A 14814-nucleotide genomic window follows, 5' to 3' on the forward strand; every position below is an offset into this window, starting at 1 on the left:
GCTTCTGTCAGGAGGGACGGCGCCACTGTAAACCAACCGGGCGGCGACCGGGCACTGACGCACGGTCGCGCTCGGAGGGCGGATCAGGCGGCCGGCTTCAGGCCATAGGCCGCCAGTTGCTCGACGCTGCCGCTGTGGCGGATGAGGCGCGGGTCGTCGAGCGGCAGTTCACGGCCGATCTCGCGTTCGAGGATAGCCTTGAGCTTGCGGTTGTCGACCTTGCCGTCCGCGCCGACGGCATCCTTGAGCACTTCCGGGGCGACCGAGTACTTGGCGTCGGGCAGGTAGATGGCGCCGGTGGCGAAGTCGACGCCGAAGGCGATCAGGCCGGGGATGATATAGAACAGCAGGCCGATGGCGTCGAAGGCGACGATGGCCGGATCGATGCGACCGTCGATCTGGCCGCGTCGCTCGGGGTAGAACAGCGTACCGCAGGCCGACAACTGGCTCAGCAGGGCTGCACTGAGAACGGCACAGGAAACGCGGGTGGCAAGGCGCATGTATGACCTCCGGGTGAACATGACGGCGAACTATAGCAATCGACCAGCGTTCGGCAATCTTCTGCCGCGACGATGACGATAAGACCGTCGAAAGCGCCTGCCGGTTCGCCGGTATACTTCGTCGGTCAGTCCGGAGCCAGCATGATTTCCCTACCCATCGACGCCGTTGTTCCCGCCCTGCGCCAGGCCCTTGGTGCACAACACCAGGCCGTCCTGGAAGCCCCGCCGGGTGCCGGCAAGACCACCCGGGTGCCGCTGGCCCTGCTCGACGAGCCCTGGCTCGCCGGCCAACGCATCCTCATGCTCGAACCGCGACGCTTGGCGGCGCGGGCCGCGGCCGAGCGGCTGGCCGCCGAGCTGGGCGAAAAGGTCGGCGAGACCGTCGGCTACCGGATCCGCCTGGAGAGCAGGGTCGGCCCGAAGACCCGCATCGAAGTGGTCACCGAGGGTATTCTTGCCCGTCGCCTGCAAGACGACCCGGCGCTGGACGGTGTCGGCCTGGTGATCTTCGACGAATTCCACGAGCGCAGCCTGGATGCCGACCTGGCCCTGGCGCTGACTCTCAATGGCCGCGAACTGTTGCGCGACGAGCCGCCGCTGAAAGTGCTGGTGATGTCGGCGACCCTGGAGGGCGAGCGTCTTGCGGCGCTGCTCGGCGAAGCGCCGGTGGTGCGCAGCGAGGGCCGCATGTTCCCGGTGGATATCCGCTGGGGACGGGCGGCGCAACCCGGCGAGTTCATCGAGCCGCGGGTGCAGCAGGCGGTGCTCCAGGCGCTGGCGGAGGAAAGCGGCAGCGTGCTGGTCTTTCTTCCCGGCCAGGCCGAGATCCGCCGCGTTCACGAAGGCTTGCGCGAGGCCCTTGGCGGTCGCCCCGAGGTGCTGCTCTGCCCGCTGCATGGCGAGCTCGACCTCGCCGCCCAGCGCGCCGCCATCGAGCCGGCGTCGCGGGGCACGCGCAAGGTGGTGCTGGCGACCAACATCGCCGAGACCAGCCTGACCATCGACGGCGTACGGGTGGTGATCGACGCCGGCCTGGCGCGGGTGCCGCGCTTCGATCCGGGTAGCGGCATGACCCGCCTGGAGACCCAGCGCATCTCCCGCGCCTCCGCTACCCAGCGTGCCGGCCGCGCAGGGCGCCTGGAGCCGGGCGTATGCTACCGCTTGTGGTCGGAGAGCCAGCATGAGCAGTTGCCTGCCTACGGCACGGCGGAAATCCTCCAGGCCGATCTGGCCGGGCTGGCCCTGCAACTGGCGCGCTGGGGCGTGGCGCCGGAGGAGCTGGCCTGGCTCGACGCGCCGCCCGCGGCGGCCTACGCCCAGGCCCGCGAGCTGCTCGGGCGGCTGGGGGCGCTGTACGCCAGCGGCGCGTTGAGTGCCCATGGCCAGGCGATGGCCGAATTGCCGACCCATCCGCGCATTGCCCACCTGCTGCTGCGCGGCCAGGCCCTCGGCCTTGGCGAACTGGCTTGCGACGTAGCGGCGCTGCTCGGCGAACGTGACATACAGCGTGGCGGCGGCGCCGACCTGCACAGCCGTCTCGCCCTGCTCGCCGGCGAGGCCCGCACTGGCGCCTCGCGCGGCGCGGTACAGCGCGCCCGGCAACTGGCCCGGCAGTTCCGCGGTTACCTGCGCGGCGCCGCCAGCGAGGCGGTCGTCGATCCCGGTCATCCGCGTTGGCTGGGTTGCCTGCTGGCCTTCGCCTATCCCGACCGCATCGCTCGCCAGCGCCGCGCCGGTGGCGGCGACTACCGGCTGGCCAATGGACGCGCTGCGCAGTTCGGCGAACCGGACAGCCTGATGAAGCAGCCCTGGCTGGTGATCGCCGATCTGGGCAGCCGCCAGGGCCAGCGCGAAGAGCGGATCTACCTGGCCGCCGAACTCGATCCGAGGTTGTTCGATACGGTCCTGGCGGAGCAGGTCAGCCAGCGCGACGAGCTGCAGTGGGACGAGCGCGAAGGCGTGCTGCGCGCCGAGCGCCAGCGCCGGGTCGGCGAACTGGTGCTGTCCAGCGAGGCGCTACCCGGCCTCGACGAAGCGGCGCGCAGCCAGGCGCTGCTCGGCCTGGTCCGGCGCAAGGGCCTGGAGTTGTTGCCCTGGACCCCGGAACTGCGCCAGTGGCAGGCGCGCATCGGCTTGCTGCGCCGGCTGGACCTGGAAGACAAGGGCGAGAGCGAGTGGCCGGACGTCAGCGACGCCGCGTTGCTGGAACGGTTGGAGGAATGGTTGCCGGCCTATCTCGGCAAGGTCACCCGCCTGGCTCACTTCGCCAACCTCGACCTGGCTTCGATCCTCGCCGGGCTGTTGCCCTGGCCATTACCGCAGCGTCTCGACGAGTGGGCACCGAAAACCCTGGAAGTCCCCTCCGGCTCGCGCATCCGCCTGGACTACAGCGAAACCCCGCCGATCCTCGCGGTGCGCCTGCAGGAACTGTTCGGCCTCGGCGACACTCCGCGCATCGCCCAGGGCCGCCTGGCAGTGAAGCTGCACTTGCTGTCTCCCGCGCATCGCCCGGTGCAGGTGACCCAGGACCTGGCGAACTTCTGGCGCAGCACCTATGCGGAAGTCAGGAAGGACCTGAAGGGACGCTATCCGAAGCATTATTGGCCGGACGACCCGCTGGTGGCCGAGGCCACTGCCCGGGCCAAGCCACGCAAGTAGTCGACGGCGCTCAGAGCACCCGGGTCAGGTCGTCGTCGAGGAAGTGCCGGAAACTCAGGCGCTGGCCGTCGGCGAAGTCGAAGTGGCTGTCCAGGGTCGGGCCGTTGAGGACGAACTCCAGGGCCAGCAGGCGCACACCGACCAGGCCGCGCTGCCGGCCGAGGTCGTGCAGGCGGTACTCGCCCGGGCCTTCGTCGTTCTCGCAGGGCCGCGGCGCTTCGCCGCTGCGCCAGAACACCGTCTCGCCCTCGAAGTAGAGGCGATACCAGCGTTGCTCGAACTGCAGGTAGACCACGTTCACCGGATCGGCCGGACGGCCTTCCCACCACCATTCCTGGATCAGCAGCGACTGGCAGACCTGTCCGCGCAGGGCGGGCTGTTCGCCGTTGATCGTGCAGCAGGGGATGGCGGTATGCATCGGGCTCCTCCTCCGGGGTCGGTTCACAGCAGGGACAGGTCGGCGCCGTCGCTCCGCAACTGGTCGTAGGCCTGGTCCAGGCGGTCGCGCAGCGCTTCGGCGCCGGGAATGTGGCGCGAGACGATCATCCGCAGCGGCAGGCGGTACAGTTCCTGGCTCGCCAACGCCTGGCGGCTGGCCGCTTCCACCGGCGCCTGGTAGTCGAGCAGGTAGTCGCCGCGCCCGAGTTCGAGCATGCGCAAGGCAGCGTGGTGGGTGCCGGTGCGGTACAGGCGCAGGTGCAGGTTGGGGTCCTGGATGAAGTTGGTGACCGGTTTCCAGTAGCTGTAGCCGCTGATCAGGATCAGCCGGCGTCCGGCCAGGTCCTGGGGAACCCGCGGTGCCGGCTGGTGCGCCGGGTAGTACAGGTTCAGGCTGACGTGGCCGAGCACGCGCCGCGCCTGGAGGGTGTCGGCGGCCAGCTCCGGCTTGGCCGCGCCGGCCCACAGCGCCACGCTGCCATCCTGCAGCCCCAGGTACAGGCGCGCGCTGGGCAGGGCGCGGAACGCCGGACGATAGCCGGCCCGCTCCAGCAGCAGGCGGACCAGGCGGGCGCCGGAACCGGCGGCGTGGCCATCCCGGGCGGTATAGATGTAGGGGGGGAATTCGTAGTAGCCGACGTTCAACGACGGCCTTGCGTCCTGCGCATGGAGCTGCGGGGCGGCCAGCAGGGCGAACGCCAGCAGCGCGAGCAGGGGCGTTGTGGTGCGTAGGGGCATGGTGTGCGGCCTTGCCGTTTTTTGTTGTTATGAATGGGGGCGAAGCATGCGGCGCGCCGGGCCGCTTGTCCAGCCCGGCGCGCGCCCGGTCAATGGGGCAGCAGGAAGCGCGCGGCGAGCGGCAGGTGGTTGGAGATCTGCAGCGTATCGCTGCGCCGGACCCGGGCATCGAGACGGGTCAGCGAGGGGCTGTGGAACAGGTAGTCGAGGGTCCGATCCGGCCCCTGGACCCGTGGGTCGTTGGGGAAGTGCGTGTACCAGCGAACCTGGTCGACGCCACTGGCCTCTTCCAGCGACGGCACCATCGGGAAGCGCCCGCTCAGGATGGCCAGTTCGCTGTCTTCCCGGTAGGGCGCGCGCAGCGGCGCCAGCAGGTAGGGATACTGGCCGGGCGGCAGCAGGTTGAGGTCGCCGCCGAGCAGCCAGGGCGTGCGCCTGGCCTGCAGTTCGTCGAGTAGCGTACGGGTGGTCTCGACCTGGCGCTCGAGGGTGTCGTCGTTCGCCTGCGGGCGGTCGAAGCGGGCGTTGAGCACGGCCAGCTCGCCGCCGCCGTCGATCGGCAGGTGGCTGACCAGGATCGCCGGGCGCGGCCCGAACAGGCGGTCGAACAGCCCGCCATCGCGTGGCGGCAACTGGCGCCGCTCGGCGCTATCGATGCGATAGCGGCTCAGGGTGGCCTGCTTGCGGCCGACGCTGCCGAAGATGTGCGGCGTCGGCACGAAGGCCGACTTCCACTCGTAGGCCTGGGCGCTGCAATGGTAGAGATCGTTGATGCGCTCCTGGATCAGCGCCAGTTGGTCCTGATCGTCGGTGGCGCTGGAGCCGTCGTCGATCTCCTGGAGCAGGACCAGGTCCGGCTGCTCGTCGCGGATCACCCGGACCACCTCGTCGAGGGTGAACGCCAGGTCTTCGGCGGTGGGGCGCTGGTCCGGGCCGGTGGCATCCGGCAGGTCGTCCCAGAAGACGTAGCGCTTGCCGGCCAGGTACTGGATGTTCCAGGTCATCACCTTCAGGGCCTGCCCCGGCTTCAGCGCCGGCGCGGCGCCCTGGCAATGCAGGGGCGCGGCTTCGCGGTCGGCGGGTTGCCAGCTCAGCAGGTAGCTGGCGAGCAGGGCACCGCCGACCAGCAGGAGCAGGCCGACGAACAGCAGGTTGCGTAGACGGGGCAGTGACATCGCAATCGAGACTATGCTGGAAAGGACCAGAGCATAGAGCTTGCCGCCGCGCATTTCATCCTTGCAGGTCGAATTGACGCAAGGGTTCGCGTTTTTTCGAGCGGGAGGGTACCGCATGCCGCGCAAGGTATTCAGCAGCCAGGCCTACCGCCACAAGGTGGTGCTGGTCAGCGGCGGCTGTTCCGGCATCGGTCGCGCGCTGGCGCTGCGTTTCGCCCGGGCCGGTGCGCGACTGGCGATCCTCGACCTCGACCAGGCGGCGCTGGACAGTTTGGTCCAGCACCTGCGCGACCATCTCGGCGGCGAGGCGCTCGGCCTGCGCTGCGACGTCGCCGACGCCGATGCGGTGGAGCGTGCCGTGGCGCTGGCGGTGGAGCGCTTCGGCGGCATCGACGTGCTGGTCAACAACGCCGGCATCACCCACCGCGGTACCTTCGCCGAAACCGGCCTGGGGGTTTTCCGCAAGGTCATGGCGGTGAACTTCTTCGGCGCCGTGCATTGCACCCGCGCGGCGCTGCCGAGCCTGCTCGAACGGCGCGGACAGATCGTCGTGCTCGGTTCGCTGACCGGTTTCGCCCCGTTGCTCTACCGCAGCGCCTACAACGCCAGCAAGCATGCCTTGCACGGTCTGTTCGACACCCTGCGGATGGAGCTGGAAGGCACCGGCGTCAGCGTGACCCTGGCCTGCCCGGGATTCACCGCCACCGACCTGCGCAAGAACGCGCTGGTCGGCGATGGCTCGGTGACTCGCCAGCCGGTGCAAGTGCTGGGCAGCCAGGTGGCATCGCCGGTGGAGGTCGCCGAGGCGATCTTCCAGGGCGCCGCGCGGCGCCGGCGCCTGCTGGTGCTGTCCAACGTCAACTGGCGGGCGCGGCTGCTGGCGCGCTTCTTTCCGCGTCTCTTCGAAAAGCTGCTGGTGCCGCGCCTGTCGGGACTCAAGCCGCAACCCTGACGGTGCTCAGTGGGCGTGGTCGTGGGCGTCGAAGCCCTGGCTCATGTCCCAGTAGGAGGCCTCGACCTTGTGCCCGTCGAGGTCGCGGATGAAACACCCGTAGTAGGGCTCGCCGTACAGCGGACGCGGGCCCGGCGCGCCCTCGTCGCGTGCGCCGGCGGCCAGGGCCGCGGCGTGGAAGGCGTCGACCTGGGCCTTGCTGTCGGCGAAGAAGCCGACGTGGCTGCCGTTGCCGACGCTGGCGGGACGGCCGTCGATCGGCGCCTGCACCCAGAACTCCGGATAGAGCTTGCCGTAGGCTACGGCGCCGGGGTATTCGAGGATCACCTTGCAGCCGAGGGCGGCCATCACCGCGTCGTAGAAGGCTCGGGCACGGGGAAAGTCGTTGGTGCCGATGGACAGGTGGGAAATGCAGCTGGGGTTGGCCGATTCGTCGCTCATGGTCCGTTCCTCGAGGCAGGGCTCGTCAAGCATAGGCCAGCGCGGCGAATCGGCGCGCGGCGCCGTTCACATCCCGTTGCGTGGCGCCGGACCGAGGCTGTAGATGCGGAAGGCGACGATGGTCAACAGCAGCTGGAAGAACCCGCTGAGCGTATGCAGGGCGACCCGCAGCACGACGGCGTCGCCGGCCGAATCGGCGAGCCAGGCTTCCAGGCTCCAGACCGGCAGCAGGATCACCAGCGAACAGGCGAGGATCAGGAAGAATCGCCCACGGGTGAACTCGAAGCTTTCCCGCAGCGCCTGCAGCGGACTACGGCCGCGCAGCACCAGGCAGAATTCGGCGAAGGACAGCTTCACCATGACGAAGATGCCCGGCAGGATCAGCAGCGACAGGCCGAGCACGATCAGCAGCGAAGTCAGCGCCGCGAGTAGCGCGAAGGCTGGCCACAGGCGCAGCGCGGCGCTCCACAGCTGGCCGACGCGAGGCCGCTCGTCGCGCCCGCGCGCGTCCATGAACAGGATCAGGGCTGCGGTGTAGAGCGGGTAGAAGAGCAGTCCGGCGACCAGGCTCCAGGCGCCCATCTGCTGGGGGCCGACGGCTTCGTCGATCTGCTGCTGGAGCAGGCTTTCGAGGAATATCCAGGGCAGGCAGAGCGGCACCAGGGTGGTCAGGTGGCGGGTGAAGAAGAACCAGGCGTCACGCAGCGGCAGCAGAGGATTCATCGCGGGTCGGCAGATCGGATACGAGCCCGCGACTCTAACCCAGCCGGCCGCCGAGGCCAACGCCTGGCGGCCGCCGTTGCCGTTCAGGCCGCTTCGCGAGCCTGGGCCTGCTCCAGTTCGCGGACCAGCGGCAACACGTGCTTGCCGAAATACTCCACTTCTTCGTGGAAGTGCAGGAAGGCCGACAGCACCAGGTCGACCCCGGCCGCCTTCAGCGCGACGATGCGCTCGGCGATCTGCCGTGGCGTGCCGATCAGGTTGGTCTTGAAGCCGTCGTTGTACTGCACCAGGTCTTCGAAGGTGGATTTGGCCCAGTTGCCATCGCCCTCCGGCGAGGCCTTGCCGGCCTGTTTCACCGCGTCGCCGAAGGCGTTCACCGCCTCGTAGTCGGCCTTGGCGATGATCTCGTCGAGCACCGCCCGCGCTTCCTCCTCGGTGTCGCGGGCAATGATGAAGGCGTTCACTCCGACCTTGACCGAATGGCCGTTGGCCGCCGCCTTGGCGCGGATGTCCTCGACCTGGGCGCGGATGCCGTCGATGCTGTTGCCGTTGGTGAAGTACCAGTCGGACACGCGCGAGGCCATGTCCCGCGCCGCCCGCGAGCTGCCGCCCTGGAAGATTTCCGGGTGCGGCTGCTGGATCGGCTTGGGTTTCAGGGTGTAGTCGTGGAAACGATAGAAATCGCCCTTGAAGGTGAAGTTTTCCTCGGTCCAGATGCCTTTCAGCACGCGGATGAACTCCTCGGAGCGCCGATAGCGTTCGTCGTGCTCCAGCCAGGGTTCGCCGATGCCGGTGAACTCTCCCTTGAACCAGCCGCTGACGATGTTCACCGCGACCCGGCCATTGGTCAGTTGGTCGATCGTCGCCAGTTGCTTGGCCACCACCGCCGGATGCCAGGGGCCAGGCAGGATCGCCGCGATCACCTTGAGCTTCTCGGTGGCCGCCAGCAGGGCGTGGCTGATGGCCACCGACTCGTGCTGGTACTCGGCGCCGTAGCCGGCGGTGAAGCGGATCTGCGAGAGGGCGTAGTCGAAGCCGTTGCGTTCCGCCAACTGGGCCAGCTTGCGGTTGTAGTCGATGTCCCAGCTGGTGCGTTGCTCGATCTTGCTCACCACCAGGCCGCCGCTGACGTTGGGGACCCAGTAGGCGAAGCGGATCGGCTGTTGCTCTTGGCTCATCGGGGGTATCTCCGGGTAGGGGCGTGGTCCGGTGTCTATGAAGGAACCGTGCCATCCCGGATTCATGTTTTCGAATCAATGGCTTATGGGGGATATGGCGGAACCGGCCTGTCTTCTGCCGGACAGCCCTGTTGTCCCGCTGTTGCCCGGCAGACAGTCAGGCCGGCAAGCGCTGCAACAGTTCGGCGGCGCGCAGAACCACGGCGTACTCGCCGTGCAGGTTGGCCAACGCCATCGCATGCACCTCGTCGGCGCTGCGCGGGGTGCCGTGGAAATCGGGCTTGGCGAAGGTGAAGCAGGCGTCGGCCACTACCCAGGTCTGGAAGCCGAGGTTGCCGGCGCTGCGTGCGCTGGCTTCCACCGAGTTCTCCGTGGCTACCCCGACGAGCGCCACCTGGCGGATGTCGCGGACATGGAGCCAGCGTTGCAGGCCGCTGTTGATGAAGGCGTCGGGAACGTTCTTCTCGAACACCGCCTCGTCGTCGCGCGGCGCCAGCGCTGGCTGGAACTCCACGCCAGGCTGGCCGGGCGCGAAGGGCGAGCCGGGCTGCCGGGATACGTGCCGGACGTGCACCACCGGCCAGCCGGCGGCGCGCCAGGCGGCAAGCAGTTCGACGATGCGCGCCTCGGCGCCGGGATTGTTGCGCGGCGGCAGGTCGTGGCGCTGCATGCCGCGTTGCAGGTCGACGATCAGCAGGGCGACCTGGGACCGTGCGGAGCGCTGGGCATCGTCATTCATCGGGAATTCACCGGAGGAACTTGAGATCGTGCAGGGTGCTCCAATATTTCCCTTTGGTGCAATACATCCTTCCTTCTCGAAATGCAGTCGAGGCGTGCGATGAAATCCGATGAGAAAACCCTGATCGACGGCCTGTTCAGCCGCCTGCGCGAGGCCGAGGGACAGTCCGCTCCGCGTGACGCCGAGGCCGAGGCGCAGATCAACCAGCACCTGGTGCGGCAGCCGGCGGCGCCGTACTACATGGCGCAGGTGGTGCTGATCCAGGAAGCCGCGCTGAAGCGCCTCGACCAACGGGTGAAGGAGCTCGAGGCGCAGGTCGCCCAGTTGCAGCAGAGCCGTCCGAGCAGCGGCGGCTTCCTCTCCGGCCTGTTCGGCGGCGGCGCGCGCGACGAGCCGGCGCCGAGCCAATCGGGGCGCCCGGCGGGCTGGGGCGAGACGCGTTTCTCCAATCCGGCGGCGGCCGGCGACATGCGTCCGGGTATGGCGCCCGCCGCGGCGGCCGCGCCTTCGCGGGCCAGCGGCTTTCTCGGCGGTGCGCTGCAGACGGCCGCCGGGGTCGCTGGCGGGATGCTGGTGGCCGACCTGCTCACCGGCATGTTCCGCCACAGCCAGCCGCAGGAAATCGTCGAGGTGATCCAGGACGTCCCGGTGGATAACCTCGACGCCAGCCAGTTTGCCGATCCCGAGCCGGCGACCGAGCGCTTCGCCGATAGCGACTATCCCGCCGACGGCGGTTTCGCCGATGGCGATTTCAGCGACAGCGACTTCAACGACGACTCCAGCTTCCTCGGCGACGACGATTTGTTCACCTGACCGTTAGGGTTGCGGGCCGTGGGCTGCGATAATGGTGGCCCACTGCCGTCGTTCCGGAGTTCCCCTTGAGTCGTCCCGAGTCGCCCGCGGCGAAGAAGATCGCTGTCTTCGCCGATGTGCAGAACCTCTACTACACCGTGCGCCAGGCCTACGGCTGCCATCTCAACTACGCCGCCCTGTGGGCAGACATCGCTCGCGGCGGGAGCATCGTCGAGGCCTATGCCTACGCCATCGACCGCGGCGACCCGCGTCAGCAGCAGTTTCAGCAGATTCTGCGCAACCTCGGTTTCACGGTGAAGCTGAAGCCCTACATCCAGCGTGCCGACGGCTCGGCCAAGGGTGACTGGGATGTCGGCATCACCATCGACGTACTGGATGCCGCGCCACGGGTGGACGAAGTGGTGCTGCTGTCCGGTGACGGCGACTTCGATCTGCTGCTGGAGAAGGTCATCCGCGCCCACGGCGTCGTGGCTACGGCCTACGGGGTGCCTGGCCTGACCGCCAACGCGCTGATCCGAGCGGCGTCGCGCTACGTGCCGATCGAGGGCGGACTGCTGCTCAAGGGCTGACCGGCCGCGCTCCAGAGGACGATGGGAGACGGCGAATCCGCTAGAATGCCGTCCGTTTCCTTTTTTCCGAGTCGCTCATGACGTTCGCTTCCCTCGGTCTGCTCGACCCCCTGCTCAAGGCCCTCGAAGGGCTCGGCCACGGCACGCCTACGCCGATCCAGGCCCAAGCCATACCCCCGGCGCTCAAGGGCCGCGACCTGCTCGCCGCAGCACAGACCGGCACCGGCAAGACCGCCGGTTTCGCCCTGCCGTTGCTGCAGCGGCTGACCCTGGAGGGGCCGCAGGTCGCTGCGAACTCGGTGCGTGCACTGGTCCTGGTTCCGACCCGCGAACTGGCCGAGCAGGTCCACGCCAGCGTCCGCGACTACGGCCAGCACCTGCCGCTGCGTACCGCGGTGGCCTACGGTGGGGTCAGCATCAACCCGCAGATGATGAAGCTGCGCAAGGGAGTGGATATCCTCGTCGCCACTCCCGGGCGGCTGCTCGACCTGTATCGGCAGAGCGCGGTGAAGTTCGCCCAGCTCCAGGCGTTGGTGCTGGACGAAGCCGATCGCATGCTCGACCTCGGTTTCGCCCGCGAGCTGGACGAACTGTTCGCCGCGCTGCCGCGCAAGCGCCAGACCCTGCTGTTTTCCGCGACCTTCTCCGACGCCATCCGCACGCTGGCCCGTGAACTGCTGCGCGACCCGCTGTCCATCGAGGTCAGTCCGCGCAATACCGCGGCGAAGAGCGTCAGGCAATGGCTGGTGCCGGTGGACAAGAAGCGCAAGGCCGAGCTGTTCTGCCACCTGTTGCAGGCCAATCGCTGGCATCAGGCGCTGGTCTTCGCCAAGACCCGCAAGAGCGTCGAGGAACTGGTCGGACTGTTGCAGCGGCAGGGTATCGCCGCCGACTCGATCCATGGCGACAAGCCGCAGCCGGCGCGGCTGCGCGCCTTGCAGCGGTTCAAGGCCGGCGAGGTAGACCTGCTGGTAGCCACCGACGTGGCCGCGCGTGGCCTGGATATCGAGGAAATGCCGCTGGTGGTCAACTTCGACCTGCCGATCGTCGCCGAGGACTACGTGCATCGCATCGGCCGTACCGGCCGTGCCGGTGCTTCCGGCCAGGCGGTGTCGCTGGTCTGCGCCGACGAAGTGGAGCTGCTGGCGGCGATCGAAACACTGATCGGGCAGACCCTGCAACGCCGCGAGGAGCCCGACTTCGAGCCGGAGCACCGGGTGCCGCAGACCGCGCCGGGCGGCGTGGTGCTGAAGAAACCGAAGAAGCCGAAGAAACCCAAGGCCGCGGAGAGCGTCGGCAAGCCCGGCAAGATCCACTTGGGCAGTTGGTTCGACAGCAGCGCGCCGACGGTCAAGGCGGTGCGCAAGGCACCGGGCTTCGGCGCGGGTGCGGCGGGCAAGCCGAAGAAGCGGCCGTCCGGCAAATAGCGAGGCGCTGGCGTACCGGTCTCTAGCGCCTGCCGCGCAACCAGGCCAGCGCGCCGAGTCCGGCCACGCGCCCGCTGGCGAAGCAGGCGGTCAACAGGTAGCCGCCGGTGGGCGCCTCCCAGTCGAGCATTTCCCCAGCGCAGAACACGCCGGGCAGGCCATCGAGCATCAGGTTGTGGTCGAGCGCCTCGAAGCGTACGCCGCCGGCGCTGCTGATCGCTTCGTCCAGCGGACGCGGGCGCAGCAGCGTCAGCGGCAGGCGCTTGATCGCCGCCGCCAGGCGGGCCGGCTCGGTATAGGTGGCGGCGGGGGTGAGTTCACGCAGGAGGCCGGCCCGAACCCCATCGATGCCCAACTGGCTGCGCAGGTGATTGGCCATCGACCTGGAACCGCGCGGGCGAGCCAGGGCTGCCTCGATCTGCTCGCGACGCCTGTTCGGCAACAGGTCCAGCCATACTTCGGCCGAGCCCCGTGCCTCGATCCGTTCGCGGATGGCGGCGGAGAGGGCATAGACCAGGCTGCCCTCGATACCGTCGCGGGTCACGACGAATTCGCCCTGGCGCGGCGTTTCGCCCGCCAGTCCCATGGCCACCGGTTTGACCGGAGCGCCGGAGAACTTGTCGCGAAACAGCTCGCTCCAGCCGTCGATCTCGAAACCGCAATTGCTTGGCCGCAGGGGCTCGACCTCGATGCCACGGGCGCGCAGCAGGGGCACCCAGGCGCCGTCGGAGCCCAGGCGCTGCCAACTGCCGCCACCGAGCGCCAGGATCACGGCGTCGGCGCGTATCGACAGGCGCTCGGCGGCGCTCTGGATGTCCAGCGTACCGTCCGCGTTCCAGCCCAGCCAACGGCAGCGGGTGTGGATGAGCACGCCTTGCTCGCGCAGGCGCTCGAGCCAGGCACGGAGCAACGGCGCGGCCTTCATGTCGGAGGGGAACACCCGGCCGGAACTGCCGACGAAGGTGTCGATACCCAGGCCGTGGATCCAGGCGCGCAACGCATCCGCGTCGAATTCGCCGAGCAGTGCGGCGATTTCCTTCTGGCGCCTGCCATAGCGGCCGAGGAATTGTTCCCTGGCCTCGGCATGGGTGATGTTCATGCCGCCGACGCCCGCGAGGAGGAATTTCCGGCCGACCGAGGGCATGGCGTCGAACACTTCCGTGCGTACGCCCGCCTGGCTCAGGACCTCCGCGGCCATCAGGCCTGCGGGACCGCCGCCGACGATGGCGACCTGGGGGGAAGGGGAGGATGCTTGACTGGGCATGTGGACGACGAGCGAGACCTGGGGAAACCGGCGTGCAGTGTAACCGAGGCGAAGACCGCCTCCGAGCCTTGTCGATGCCAGCTGGTCCGCTCGCCGTGCGCCTGGTCAGGAACTGATCAACCGTCGCAAGGCCAGGCACGATGCGCTGCGCGAAGCGTTTTTCGCACCTTATCCACAGGCGGTTCCACATGCTTTGTGGAAATCCGCCGACGCTCGTCGCGTGGCAGGAACGGCTTCCGGTCGCGCTTGCCCGAAGGTGCGCTAGGCCTTGGCTTCGACAGCCAAGCGCCAGGTCAGTGGATCAGCGAATTGCGCTTGGCGAACTCTGCGAGGTCGACCAGCGAACCCAGGCCGAGCTTCTGCAGCAGGCGGGTCTTGTAGGTGCTGACGGTCTTGTTGCTGAGGAACAGCTTCTCGCCGATGGCCTTGTTCGAATAGCCCATGGCGAGGTGCTGGAGGACGATCATCTCGCGGTCGGAGAGCAGGCCGATAAGCTCGCTTTCGGAAATGCGTTCCGGCGGGGTGCCGAGGGTATCGAACGTGAGCGAAGGAAAGAACGTGTAGCCAGCGGTCACCGCGTTCAGGGCGTTGATCAGGTTGTTCAGGTCTTCTTCCTTGTTGACGAACCCACGGGCACCGACCTGGATGCAGCGCTTGCAGAACGCCTCTGCGGATTGCGAAGTGAGTACCAGCACCTGGCTACGCAGTCCCAGGGACTTGATCCGCGAGATCACGGTCAGGCCATCGAGTTTGGGAATGCCGATGTCGAGAATCACCACGTCCGGTTCGTGCTCCCGGACCAACTGGATGGCATCCACGCCATTGTCCGTCTCGGCGACCACCTGCAGACCATGCTTTTCCAGCAGGACGCGCACGGCGAGACGGATGACGGGGTGGTCGTCGACGATCAGGACGGTATGCATAAATTCGATTTACCTTGAGGGACCGGGACAGGGTCGGGATTCGATTTCCCGGGCGCTGCCGCCGGTGGTCATCCATGTTGGGCGCTAGGCCGAGATCGCCGTCCAGAATAGCCTGTTAAGGCGGGGCGACTCGGTTTTTCATGTGGAACCATGCTAATCCAACCGAACCTCCAAATCAGTAGGAAAATTCCCACAAAACATGGGGACTTGTCCCATAGGTCTAGTAAGGGAAACACAGCAGTATATCGCCGGTATTTCCTGGAAACCCTGTGTGGA

15 protein-coding genes are annotated in these 14814 nt (G+C 68.0%); 5 read left to right on the forward strand and 10 right to left on the reverse strand.

Annotated elements, in window-relative coordinates:
- Positions 1-83 precede the first annotated feature (83 nt).
- Positions 84-500, reverse strand: coding sequence for a hypothetical protein (locus ACI766_RS04940; protein WP_003093116.1), 417 nt, complete (start codon positions 498-500; stop codon positions 84-86).
- A 141-nt stretch (positions 501-641) separates the two neighbouring features.
- Between ACI766_RS04940 and hrpB the strand changes: the two genes are divergently transcribed.
- Complete coding sequence (gene hrpB, locus ACI766_RS04945; protein ID WP_023087007.1) at positions 642-3158, forward strand: ATP-dependent helicase HrpB; 2517 nt, start codon at positions 642-644, stop codon at positions 3156-3158.
- A 10-nt stretch (positions 3159-3168) separates the two neighbouring features.
- Here the strand turns inward: hrpB and ACI766_RS04950 are convergent, their stop codons facing one another.
- The 3 genes from ACI766_RS04950 to ACI766_RS04960 form a co-directional block, all read right to left on the reverse strand.
- On the reverse strand, positions 3169-3576 hold the full coding sequence (locus ACI766_RS04950; protein WP_003093113.1) for a hypothetical protein: 408 nt from the start codon (positions 3574-3576) through the stop codon (positions 3169-3171).
- Positions 3577-3599: 23 nt separating this feature from the next.
- Entirely contained in the window at positions 3600-4334 is a 735-nt protein-coding gene (locus ACI766_RS04955) for a substrate-binding periplasmic protein (protein ID WP_003093112.1), read from the reverse strand.
- A gap of 89 nt (positions 4335-4423) precedes the next feature.
- Positions 4424-5563 (reverse strand): endonuclease/exonuclease/phosphatase family protein, encoded by a 1140-nt coding sequence (locus ACI766_RS04960; RefSeq protein WP_003106827.1) that lies wholly within the window; start codon positions 5561-5563, stop codon positions 4424-4426.
- Between the two features lie 61 nt (positions 5564-5624).
- Between ACI766_RS04960 and ACI766_RS04965 the strand changes: the two genes are divergently transcribed.
- A complete protein-coding gene (locus ACI766_RS04965; RefSeq protein WP_003106828.1) occupies positions 5625-6461 on the forward strand; it encodes an SDR family oxidoreductase in 837 nt (278 codons plus the stop codon).
- A gap of 6 nt (positions 6462-6467) precedes the next feature.
- Here ACI766_RS04965 and ACI766_RS04970 read toward each other — a convergent pair whose 3' ends face one another.
- The 4 genes from ACI766_RS04970 to ACI766_RS04985 all read right to left on the reverse strand — a co-directional run bounded on the left by ACI766_RS04970 (position 6468) and on the right by ACI766_RS04985 (position 9542).
- Positions 6468-6902: a VOC family protein gene (locus tag ACI766_RS04970; RefSeq protein ID WP_003106829.1), complete on the reverse strand. Its 435-nt coding sequence runs from the start codon at positions 6900-6902 to the stop codon at positions 6468-6470.
- Positions 6903-6968: 66 nt separating this feature from the next.
- A complete protein-coding gene (locus tag ACI766_RS04975) occupies positions 6969-7625 on the reverse strand; it encodes a hypothetical protein (RefSeq protein WP_003106831.1) in 657 nt (218 codons plus the stop codon).
- 83 nt (positions 7626-7708) lie between these two features.
- Positions 7709-8803: a dimethylsulfone monooxygenase SfnG gene (sfnG, locus tag ACI766_RS04980; RefSeq protein WP_003093107.1), complete on the reverse strand. Its 1095-nt coding sequence runs from the start codon at positions 8801-8803 to the stop codon at positions 7709-7711.
- Between the two features lie 157 nt (positions 8804-8960).
- The gene (locus tag ACI766_RS04985; RefSeq protein ID WP_003106834.1) at positions 8961-9542 is read right to left on the reverse strand and encodes a cysteine hydrolase family protein; all 582 of its coding nucleotides are present in this window, start codon (positions 9540-9542) and stop codon (positions 8961-8963) included.
- 99 nt (positions 9543-9641) lie between these two features.
- On the opposite strand from ACI766_RS04985, the gene ACI766_RS04990 reads away from it, so the two are divergent.
- The 3 genes from ACI766_RS04990 to ACI766_RS05000 all read left to right on the forward strand — a co-directional run bounded on the left by ACI766_RS04990 (position 9642) and on the right by ACI766_RS05000 (position 12351).
- Positions 9642-10355 (forward strand): DUF2076 domain-containing protein, encoded by a 714-nt coding sequence (locus ACI766_RS04990; RefSeq protein WP_019726682.1) that lies wholly within the window; start codon positions 9642-9644, stop codon positions 10353-10355.
- A 65-nt stretch (positions 10356-10420) separates the two neighbouring features.
- Positions 10421-10924: an NYN domain-containing protein gene (locus ACI766_RS04995; protein WP_003093104.1), complete on the forward strand. Its 504-nt coding sequence runs from the start codon at positions 10421-10423 to the stop codon at positions 10922-10924.
- A gap of 77 nt (positions 10925-11001) precedes the next feature.
- The gene (locus ACI766_RS05000) at positions 11002-12351 is read left to right on the forward strand and encodes a DEAD/DEAH box helicase (RefSeq protein ID WP_023085948.1); all 1350 of its coding nucleotides are present in this window, start codon (positions 11002-11004) and stop codon (positions 12349-12351) included.
- Positions 12352-12373: 22 nt separating this feature from the next.
- Here ACI766_RS05000 and ACI766_RS05005 read toward each other — a convergent pair whose 3' ends face one another.
- Both ACI766_RS05005 and ACI766_RS05010 read right to left on the reverse strand, forming a co-directional pair.
- Positions 12374-13549 carry a TIGR03862 family flavoprotein gene (locus ACI766_RS05005; protein WP_031628444.1) on the reverse strand — a complete coding sequence of 392 codons (1176 nt, stop codon included), beginning with the start codon at positions 13547-13549 and terminating at the stop codon, positions 12374-12376.
- A gap of 359 nt (positions 13550-13908) precedes the next feature.
- Positions 13909-14538 (reverse strand): response regulator transcription factor, encoded by a 630-nt coding sequence (locus ACI766_RS05010; RefSeq protein ID WP_003106011.1) that lies wholly within the window; start codon positions 14536-14538, stop codon positions 13909-13911.
- Between the last annotated feature and the right edge of the window lie 276 nt (positions 14539-14814).

Origin of the sequence: Pseudomonas sp. DL (assembly GCF_047199225.1) — a bacterium.
GTDB lineage: Bacteria > Pseudomonadota > Gammaproteobacteria > Pseudomonadales > Pseudomonadaceae > Pseudomonas > Pseudomonas aeruginosa.